9 protein-coding genes and 1 pseudogene are annotated in these 10145 nt (G+C 61.4%); 8 read left to right on the top strand and 2 right to left on the bottom strand.

What is annotated here, in order from left to right:
* Positions 1-327 (bottom strand): type IV toxin-antitoxin system AbiEi family antitoxin domain-containing protein (locus JCM25156_RS32580; protein ID WP_407637109.1); only part of this gene is annotated, 327 nt, incomplete at its 3' end.
* 143 nt (positions 328-470) lie between these two features.
* Positions 471-947: a very short patch repair endonuclease gene (locus JCM25156_RS05405; RefSeq protein ID WP_025812391.1), complete on the bottom strand. Its 477-nt coding sequence runs from the start codon at positions 945-947 to the stop codon at positions 471-473.
* A gap of 362 nt (positions 948-1309) precedes the next feature.
* On the opposite strand from JCM25156_RS05405, the gene JCM25156_RS05410 reads away from it, so the two are divergent.
* The 8 genes and pseudogenes from JCM25156_RS05410 to JCM25156_RS32005 all read left to right on the top strand — a co-directional run bounded on the left by JCM25156_RS05410 (position 1310) and on the right by JCM25156_RS32005 (position 9925).
* Positions 1310-2635, top strand: a complete 1326-nt coding sequence (locus JCM25156_RS05410; protein WP_242402495.1) for a DNA cytosine methyltransferase — start codon at positions 1310-1312, stop codon at positions 2633-2635.
* Positions 2625-2921 carry an ATP-binding protein gene (locus JCM25156_RS29795; protein ID WP_199898820.1) on the top strand — a complete coding sequence of 99 codons (297 nt, stop codon included), beginning with the start codon at positions 2625-2627 and terminating at the stop codon, positions 2919-2921. Before JCM25156_RS05410 ends, JCM25156_RS29795 begins: the two co-directional genes overlap by 11 nt.
* Positions 2918-3610, top strand: a complete 693-nt coding sequence (locus JCM25156_RS29800) for a hypothetical protein (RefSeq protein ID WP_199898821.1) — start codon at positions 2918-2920, stop codon at positions 3608-3610. Before JCM25156_RS29795 ends, JCM25156_RS29800 begins: the two co-directional genes overlap by 4 nt.
* Positions 3607-4002: a hypothetical protein gene (locus JCM25156_RS29805; protein ID WP_199898822.1), complete on the top strand. Its 396-nt coding sequence runs from the start codon at positions 3607-3609 to the stop codon at positions 4000-4002. Before JCM25156_RS29800 ends, JCM25156_RS29805 begins: the two co-directional genes overlap by 4 nt.
* On the top strand, positions 3987-4133 hold the full coding sequence (locus JCM25156_RS29810) for a hypothetical protein (RefSeq protein ID WP_199898823.1): 147 nt from the start codon (positions 3987-3989) through the stop codon (positions 4131-4133). The genes JCM25156_RS29805 and JCM25156_RS29810 overlap by 16 nt, the downstream gene beginning before the upstream one ends.
* A gap of 19 nt (positions 4134-4152) precedes the next feature.
* The gene (locus tag JCM25156_RS05420; protein ID WP_025812393.1) at positions 4153-6888 is read left to right on the top strand and encodes a Z1 domain-containing protein; all 2736 of its coding nucleotides are present in this window, start codon (positions 4153-4155) and stop codon (positions 6886-6888) included.
* Positions 6885-8888: pseudogene (locus JCM25156_RS27070) on the top strand (AIPR family protein); the annotation flags it as partial. The gene JCM25156_RS05420 and the pseudogene JCM25156_RS27070, both read left to right, overlap by 4 nt.
* A gap of 65 nt (positions 8889-8953) precedes the next feature.
* On the top strand, positions 8954-9925 hold the full coding sequence (locus JCM25156_RS32005; RefSeq protein WP_277909356.1) for an AIPR family protein: 972 nt from the start codon (positions 8954-8956) through the stop codon (positions 9923-9925).
* The last annotated feature ends 220 nt before the right edge of the window (positions 9926-10145 follow it).

A 10145-nucleotide genomic window follows, 5' to 3' on the forward strand; every position in this document is an offset into this window, starting at 1 on the left:
GGCGGTGGGACGCAGGCTCGCCAGAGGGAAAACTCTGGACGACGAGGCAAGGCTGGACGTGGCGCCCGTTGCGGAACGGCATGATGCCTGACCCAGCAGACAATCGCGCGGATTGATCACCACCCAGACCTTTCTCGGCATCTGGTCGGTCACCACGTGGACGGCGAGCGCCGATGTCAGGGCTATCACCCCTTTGGCACTAGCTTCAATGATTCGGCGAGCAGACTGTTCGGCCGATGGTTCGCCATCGACCCGCTGATAGAGTCCGCGGGTAATTCGAATGAGTGTGCCATCGGTGACAGCACGCGAAATGGTCGGCGGATGGATGCCAGAACTGGTGTAGCTCGAATGCGCGGACGATCGGCTGCTTCTGGAGCCGGTCGGCTAGAGTTGGCGCTAAGTCGAAACTATCATATGTTACATATCCTGAGTGAAAAACGGGAATGAATCAGGGACATATAGAATATGTATTAGCGTGCGGCGCTGCAGCGCGGTCTGACGAGATCGCTCTCAAAACATGGCGATAACGTAGGATCCTTCATCCAGTCCAGCAGCGCCTTGACGGTGCGATCGACGTGGGCCGGGCGCAGTCCGCACTCCCAGACCACGGCGACGCGCCAGCCCTCGGCCAGTAGCGTCTCCAGAACCTGTCTATCCCGTGCGATGTTGCGCTCGAACTTGCTGGACCAGAAGCCAGCGTTCGATGACGGTGTCGAACACCAGTGGCAGCCATCATGCCGATGCCAGAAGCAGCCGTGAACAAATATCGCGATCCCTCTGCCTGCGAGTACGATGTCCGGCCTGCCGGGCACCTTCGAACCATGCAGTCGATATCGAAGTCCTGCGGCATGGAGCTTCCTGCGCAGCACCAGCTCCGGAGACGTGTTCCTGCATCGGATGCCTGCCATCATTCGCGATCTTGTTGCCGGATCAACTACATCCGCCATGGACTTCGCTCTATCATTCCCATCTGAACCTGTTATTCTCTACAATATATACAACAGGAACCGAGAGCGCACGATTCTTGCCAACATATTCTGTCGTTGATATTTTTGCGGGTCCGGGGGGGCTCGCCGAAGGATTTTCAAGCGTTCAAGCGGGCGATGGCAAGCGCGCTTTCCACATCTCCTTGTCGATCGAGAAAGAACCGTCAGCACATTCAACGCTTCGTCTCAGAAGCTTTCTGCGGCAGTTCCCCGACGCCCTTCCCGACGCATACTACACTTTCATAAACGATGGCGGTGACGAACCAGACTGGTCGGAGACCCACCCAGTGCAGTGGGCTGCGGCGGTCGACGAGGCATGGCTGATGGAGCTGGGCCAAGAGAATCCCGAGATCCGCCTGAATGCGCGGCTCGACGCGATCCGTGCCGAGAGCGAGGGCAATACTATCCTGATCGGCGGGCCGCCATGTCAGGCCTATTCGCTCGTTGGGCGCGCCCGCAATCAGGGCAAGAAGGACTACATCGCAAGCAAGGACGAGAAACACTTCCTCTACCGGGAATACATCCGCATCCTCGACCGTCTGCGTCCTGCCGCCTTCGTCATGGAAAATGTGAAGGGCATGCTGTCGTCGTCGGTAGACGGCCAGAACCGCATCTTTGATCAGGTGCTGCGCGATCTCCGAGGAGAACGACCCGGTGCGACGCGCTACAAGCTGATCGCGCTTGATCCGCGCTCGCGCCGGCAATTCGACCTCACGCCGTTCGAACCCCGGGCATCGGATTTCATCGTCCGCGCCGAGGATTTTGGAGTTCCGCAGGCGCGTCACCGCGTCATCGTGGTCGGACTGCGCGCCGATCTTGCCGAAGGCCTGCCGGACAATTCGCTCGCCGACCTGATGACGCGGCACACGCTAAAGGCGACTGTCGGGAACGTCATCGACGGGATGCCGCGCCTCCGCAGCGGCCTGAGCCGAGGGCCAGACGACGAGACCGAGTGGCGGCGCGTGGTCGAGACGGCCATGGCTTTCGTCGCCGAGATGGAAATCGGCCTCGACGATGATCTGCAGGAGAGGTTCGAGGCGCTGGCAAAGGACTATCTCTCGCGCTTTCGCGGCCTGAACGCGCTTCCCGGCCGCGAATCTGTTGGGACGGGTATTGCCGCCGCTTGCCCGGCGGACCTGCGTTCATGGTTGGTCGACGATCGGCTCCGCAATCTGCCCAACCACGCGTCGCGCAGTCACATGGCGAGCGATCTCGCGCGGTATTTCTTCGCGGCGGTGTTCGCGGAGGTCGCTGTCCGATCGCCGAAGGCCGCTGACTTTCCGGAAGAACTGGCACCGAATCACGACAACTGGAACTCCGGCAAGTTCGCCGACCGATTCCGTGTCCAGCTCTCAGGCGGTCCTTCGACCACCGTCACGAGCCACATCTCGAAGGATGGCCATTATTTCATCCATCCGGACCCGCTCCAGTGCCGCAGCCTATCGGTCCGCGAAGCAGCACGGCTCCAGACATTTCCGGACAACTATTTCTTTAAGGGAAATCGCACCCAGCAGTACATACAAGTCGGCAACGCGGTGCCGCCGCTGCTCGCACGCTGGATCGGCGAAGCGCTCTGGACGATCCTCAATGCTAGCACCGTTGAAGCCGACGAAGAGGCCGAGGTATTGAGGCTGAGCAGTGTCGGCTGACTATGATCTCGCCAGCCCCGGCGCGGCTGAGCTTTTCGAATCGCTTCGCGCGTTCGGATATGATCTGCCGACGGCCCTTGCCGACATTATAGACAACAGCATCAGCGCGCAGGCGCGCAACGTCTGGATCGACATGAAGTGGGCCGGGCCGGAATCGCGCATCGTCATCCGCGACGATGGGCGCGGCATGGCGGAGGCCGAGCTGCTGCAGGCGATGAAGCCGGGTAGCCACAGTCCGCTGGCCAATCGGTCGAAGAACGATCTCGGGCGCTTCGGCTTGGCATGAAGACCGCCTCGATCTCGCAGTGCCGATGCCTGACGGTCCTGACGAAGGCCGTCGGATTCGATCAGGCGCTGCGTCGCTGGGATCTCGACTACATCGCATCGACCGGAACCGGCGAGTGGAGGCTGCTCAAGCGTCCGGACCTGCTCGACGATGCGGACCATGAACTTCTGCAGGGACATCCGAGCGGCACGATCCTCTTCTGGGATCGACTGGATGTGCTCGTCGGAACGGCGCCAGCCGACGACGACACCGCACAGAAGCATTTCCGGGAGCGTGCCGATGCCGTGAAGCAGCATCTGGCGATGGTCTTTCACCGCTTCTTGCGCGGTTGTGGCGCCATCACGATCCACATGAACGGGCGCGCCATCGAACCATGGGATCCGTTCCTCGAGGACATCAAGTTCACCGAGCCGCTTTCGGCCGAGACCCTGATCTCGGATGGCCAGCGGGCGGAGGTGAAGCCCTATATTCTACCACATCACAGCCGGATCACCGCCGACCAGCACCAGGCGGCTGCTGGCCCGAAGGGATGGAACGCCCATCAGGCTTCTACATCTATCGCAATCGTAGGCTGCTGGTCGCAGGTGACTGGCTTGGCCTCGGCATACAGAAAGAAGAGCATTTCAAGCTCGCCCGCATCCGCATCGACCTGCCAAACTCCGCCGACCTGCTGTGGCAGATCGACGTGAAGAAGTCGCGCGCACGGCCGCCCGCAGCCCTGCGTCGCGATTTGCAGCGGATCGCGCGGACCGCGCGCAACCGCGCTTCGAGCATCTACCGGCATCGCGGTAAAATCATCCAGCGTCAGCTAGGTGCCACGGAAGCGTTCCTGTGGACTCATCTAACGAAGCACGGAAAGTCGTTCTATCGAATCAATCGCGACCATCCGCTGGTCCGGAAGGTTCTCGACAGCGCGGAAGAGCGCGCGCCAGTGCAGGCGCTCTTTAGCCTCATTGAACAGACCATCCCGGCGCCGCTGATTGTCATCAATAATGCCGAGAAGCCGGATGCGTTCGGGCAGCCGTTCGAAGGGGCCGCAAAGGAACTGCAGCTCGCTATGAAGCAGTGTTCGACGCTTTGATCGAGGGAGGCCGCGACAGGGTCGAGGCGGCGCGGACGCTTCTGGCGATGGAGCCATTCAACAACCATCCCGACATCGTGACGGCGTTCCTCGACAAGGTTGCTCGCGAGACAGCGGGCAGAAAGAAATAGAATCAAAATCGGGGGAAGGATGTCGACAGGAACACCAGAACAACAGCTTCGCAGCGCTTATGGCGCCGCGAACGCGCTGCTCGAACTGGAGCAGCGGATCACGCAGGAAGCTCTCGAGCGCACGGTCGACCTCATTTTGGCAATGCCGCCCTATGCGACTGTCGATCGCACCCGGCTGCTGCGCGAGCTGGAAGCCCGCAATAACACCTTGGTCGGCGGCTATTCGATCATCGATGACAAAGAGTTCGTCGCCTGGATCAAGAGCGTGCGGGAAAATCGTCCGTTCCAGTTCTGGGAGCGGTATCGGCACTGGATGGATCGGGGCAAGCGATGGGCAAGCGGTCCGCTCGTGCAACTCGACCGAATGACCGACGACATCCTCGATAGGCTTCGAAATCCGGAGACGGCTGGTGCCTGGGACCGGCGCGGTCTGGTCGTTGGTGACGTCCAGTCCGGAAAGACCTCGAATTACACCGCGCTCATCTGCAAGGCAGTCGACGCCGGCTATCCCCTCGTCATCGTCCTTGCAGGGGTCCACAACAGCCTCCGGAGTCAGACCCAGCTACGTATCGACGAAGGCTTTCTCGGCTTCGATACCCGGCTGAGCCTGCTCGCCGACGATCAGGAAAATCAGCGCATCGGTGCCGGGAAGATGCCGAGCGCGCCGTTCTTGGTCGCGCATTCCCTGACCAGCAGCGCGGACGGCGGGGACTTCAAGGCGGCCACCGCCAACGGCACGCGTCTTGTGCCCGGCGGCCGCGACCCGATCATCCTAGTGGTCAAGAAACGTGTCAGTATCCTCGAGAACCTGCTGGCGTGGGTGCAGTCAGTCCGCGGCACTGACGATCCCGGGACGCCCGGCGGCAAGATTGTCCGGGACGTGCCCATGCTCGTCATCGACGACGAGGCCGACAACGCGTCAGCGAACACCAACGAATATCGCAATGACGACGGCACTATCGACGAGGATGCCGATCCGACGAAGACCAACATGCTCATCCGCAAGCTGCTCGTCACGTTCGAGAAGAGCGCTTACGTCGGTTACACCGCGACGCCCTTTGCCAACGTGTTCATGCACCATGAGGCGACGCACCGGGATGCTGGCCCGGACCTGTTCCCGGCGAGCTTCATCGTCAATCTGCCGGCTCCCTCGAACTACATCGGCCCCGAGCGCGTCTTCGGCGTTGATCGGCCGGGCGTGAACGACGATGCAACGGGACTGCCGATCATCAGGCCTATTACCGACGCCGTGGCCATTTTCCCGCCTGGCCACAAGAAAAACCATTCGGTGACGGAGCTGCCGACCTCGCTCAAGGAAGCGATATTGGCCTTCCTGCTAGTCTGTGCGGCGCGACGGGTGCGCGGCGACGTCAACGTCGACAATTCGATGCTCATCCACGTTACGCGACTGGTCGTCATTCAAGAGAAGGTCGCGCGGCTCGTCGACGAGTTTCTTGTCGATGCCGTGCGCCAACTCGAGTTTCCAGGCACTGGCGGCACCGTCATCGTTGAGTTGGAGGCGTTGTGGAAGAAGGAGTTCGAAACCAAGGGGGACAAGTTGCGTGCCCTGCTAGCCGATCATGATCTCCAGCCGGTCGCATGGTCAGCGGTCCGCGATCAGCTGTTCGACGCGGCCAAGCGGGTTCGGGTCCGACAGATCAACGGGTCCGCGAAGGACACGCTCGACTATGCAGATCATCCGAACGGCCTTTCGATCATTGCTGTCGGCGGTGACAAGCTGTCGCGCGGCTTGACGCTCGAAGGTCTTTCGGTCAGCTACTTCATTCGTACCACCAAGATGTACGACACGCTCATGCAGATGGGCCGTTGGTTCGGCTATCGCCCGCGCTATGCCGACCTGTGCAGGCTGTACACCTCGCCGACGCTTATCTGCTGGTATCGGCACATTGCGACCGCGACCGCCGAACTGCGCGAGGAGTTCGATCTGGCGTTCAACAACGGCCAAACGCCGCTGGAGTTCGGCCACCGCGTTAGGGCGCATCCCGACGGCCTGCTGATCACCGCCGCGAACAAGATGCGGTCCGGCACCCGGGTCCGGGCCGGCTTCTCCGGCACCATCTCCGAAACCGTGTCGTTCGAGGCAGCACACACCAAGGCGAACTTCGACGCGTTCTCTAATTTTATCAACGACCTGCCGCGGAGTGCCGGCACCGGGCGTCATCAGTGGGACGACGTCGAAGGATCGCGCGTGACGTCGCTTCTTCGACAGCTGCAGACATCCCGCGATTCGTGGAAGGCCAACGCTCAGGCACTGGCCGAATATGTCGCCAATCGCGTTTCGAACGGTCGGCTGAAGACTTGGACCATCGTGCTTGCAGGCCGGGGGCGGACGGAAATTTCCTGCCGTCTGGGGCCATATGCCATCATGCTCACCCAGCGTGATTACGAAAAGAGCGGCGACGGACGCATCACGATCCGCCGACTTGTCAGCCCGGCAGATGAAGTCGCCGATCTCGATCAGTCGGCCAGAGAGTGCGCGATGCAGCAGACCATCGACGCTTGGAAGAAGAAGGCGGACCCTAAGAAGGATGAGCCAAAGACGGCCAGCGGACCATTCATCCGCAGACAGCGAAGCCGGGATCGCGGACTTCTGTTGATCTACCCAATCGATGCGGCGATGCCTGACAGGATGCCGATCATGGGGTTCGCGATCAGCTTCCCGTTCGATGAAGATGCGCCGCTCATCGACTATGCCGAGAACAGCGTGAAGCAACTCGAAAGGATCTTCGATTGAGCCCCGAAGCGCTTCTCGCGACGTGGGCCGAGCTTGGCGGAGCGGCTCCGAGTCCGTCCGGGGCGCAGCGCATTCGGCTCGACGTGAATACCGCGGCTGATATATTTGCCTGCGTCTTCTGGCCCAGTCGGCGTCCGGGACTGCTGATCGAAGGCGCCGGCGAGCACCGGCCCGGAGGAGATAGGATACCGACCTGTCGCGGTGTCCGAGTGGTCCACGAGGTGAACGCCGAGCCGAGGACGCTGATCCGCATCATGTTGGAAGACGAGCGTTTGCTCGACATCTTTGCCGTGATGTCGGCCGACCTCGTAGGCATAGTCGCGTCTCAGACAAGTATAGCTTTTGCGCTGCGTCGCGCGATCGACCGGCTGTGTATGTGGCAGGGCCTGTTCGAGCGGGTGCCGGTCGAGGGCCTTTCGGAAGAAAGGCAGCGGGGCATGCTTGGCGAACTGCTTGTTATGGAAAGGTTGCTCGTCCCGATTCTGGGGTCTCTTGCTGCCGCCGAATGCTGGACAGGCCCCGATCCTGCGCATCAGGATTTCATCCGATCGGGTCTGGCGATCGAGGTCAAGACAAGCCTCGCCAAGCGCCATGCCCGTCTCAGGATCGCGAACGAGAAGCAGCTCGACGAGCGCTCCCACGAAAACCTTCTGCTCGCCTATCTCAACCTCGACGAGAGCATGGCGCACGGGGACTCGCTCCCCATGGTCGTCGAGCGCGTGCGCGCGCTGGCCGCTGGTGATCCGGCCGCATCCTGCATTCTCGACGACCGGCTACTCGCCGGCGGGTATCTTGACGTCCATGCGCCGATCTACGACCGCAACCGCTGGCGGGCCGGCGATGCCCGATATTTTCGCGTCGAAGGTGAGTTTCCGCGTCTGACCGACGCCAATCTGCCGGCCGGAGTCGGCGACATCGGCTATTCGATCATCGCCGACGATCTGGCTCCTACGAGATCGGGGACGATGACGTCGCCGGACTGGTGGAGGCGGTCGGTGGCTGAGGCGGACGAACTCCAAGCCTATGCGGTCAACATCCTGCAGGATGTGATTGCCCGTGCCGATGCCGCAGAGGATGGCGCGCTGCGCGCCGAGGCGTTCGCCGAACTGATGTTCGAGCATCTGGTGGATGCGGGCGAGATCGACGATGGCATCGGCTGTCCGGTCGAAGCGCGTGGCATCCGCTGTTCGGGATACTTCCTCTCCGAAGACAACGACCGTCTCGACCTTTTCCTTGTGTTGCCGCGTCTCGACGGTGTCGCAGGAACCGTTGCGAAGGCCGACATCGATACGGCGTTCAAGCGTATCGGCACCTATCTCGAAAAGGCGCTAGGCGGTTTGCATCGCGAGCGCGAGGAGGCTCTGTCTGGGTATGACATGACCCGGGCGATCTGGGAGGCGCGGGAAGAACTGACCCATGTTCGCCTCTTCGTCATCACGGACGGACTTGCGACGATCGACCAGATCGAGAGCCGGATGGTTGGTTCGATCGAGGTGTCGAGCCATCTCTGGGATCTGCGTCGGCTGCATCGCGCGGTGTCGTCCGGCACCAGTCGCGAGCCGATTCATGTCGATTTCCCGAAGCTCGGCGCGACGCTTCGCTGCGTGATCGCAACACCGCCGGGCGGCGGCTATCGCTGCCTTCTCACCATGATTCCCGGCAACATACTCGTGGAGATGTACCGCCAGCACGGTCCCAGACTCCTCGAACGCAACGTGCGCAGCTTTCTCCAGCTGAAGGGCAAGGTGAACCAAGGCATTCGCAAGACGATCATCGACGAGCCCCAGATGTTTCTGGCGTTCAACAACGGGCTTTCCGTCACCGCGGCCGGTCTTCACTTAGAGGATCACGGCGACGGTACGGCCGAACTCGTGTCCGCCGACGATTTCCAGATCGTCAACGGCGGACAGACTACGGGATCGATCTTCCGGGCGTGGCGCAAGGACAAGGTCGACGCCAGCCAACTGCAGGTGCCGGTCAAGATCACCGAAATTCTGGGCGACGGCGACATCGAGGAGATCGCGCGAGAATCTCTCAGTCGGCGAACAACCAGAACAAGGTCAATATGGCCGACTTCTCCTCCAACCATCCGTTTCATCGGCGGATGCAAGAGCTGTCGCGGTCGATCTGGGCGCCGCCGTCCGGTGGCATGCAGCGGCAGTCGCGATGGTTCTACGAGCGAGCGCGCGGACAGTATCACGACGCGTTGGCGGAGAACCGCACCGAGGCCGAACGTCGAAAGTGGGAGCTCATCCACCCGCGTAACCAGCTTATCACGAAGACCGACCTCGCCAAATACGAGCACAGCTGGTCTCAACTGCCGCACATTGTCAGCCGCGGTGGTCAGAAATGCTATCTCGATTTTATGGATGCGCTGGACCAGCGCGGTGCGTTCGAACCGGACGGACACTATTTCGAGCGATGCGTGGCGCGTGCGATTCTGTTCCGACAGTCTGAGCGGATCGTGTCCCGGCAGAAGTTTGGCGGTTACCGTGCCAACATCGTGACCTATCTTCTGGCTTGGCTGTCCCACCACACGGCCAAGCGCATCGATCTTGATGCGATCTGGTCAGCACAAGAGCTTGCCGGGCCGCTGGCGGCCTTCATCGAGGTGCTGAGCATCCACGCCCATGCGCATGTCACCGCTCCGCCCGGGGGCCAGAACGTTACCGAATGGTGCAAGAAAGAAGCCTGCTGGGAGCGTTTCCGTGACACGCAGATCGAAATCCCTGCCGATGTCGAAGCCGGCCTGCTGTCTCGGGACAAGGCGCACACCGGCAAGTCGACCAGCGTCCTCGAGGAGCAGGCAAGCGAAGCCGAGTCCGAACAGGTCGAGCGCGTGTCAGCCATCCCGTCACAAACTTGGTTCGACCTTGCCGCCTGGGCCAAGGACACGCAGTCCCTTCAGGCATGGCAGCGGTCACTTGCGTTCAGCCTCGGGCGACTGGCTGGCAACGGGAAGAAGCCGTCGCGCAAGCAGGCGATGCACGGCGAGAAGATCATCGCTGAGGCACGAGCACTCGGCTTTCGAGGATGATCCGATGACTTCCGCGCAGGCTCGTTCTGCCGATGCGCTGGCGAATGCTTGGCTTCCTAAGGGTGTCGGTGGCAGCAAGCGGGGATAATGGCAATGAACGAAAGGCGGCCGCGGCCAGAGAACTATTACGAGGCGCGTGGGTTCAGCGTCTACTATCTGGCAAACGCGGTATTCAACGTCGTCTGTGACGCAGGTGCCTTTCTTCGTGGCATCGATGATA

It is taken from the genome of Komagataeibacter kakiaceti JCM 25156 (assembly GCF_000613305.1).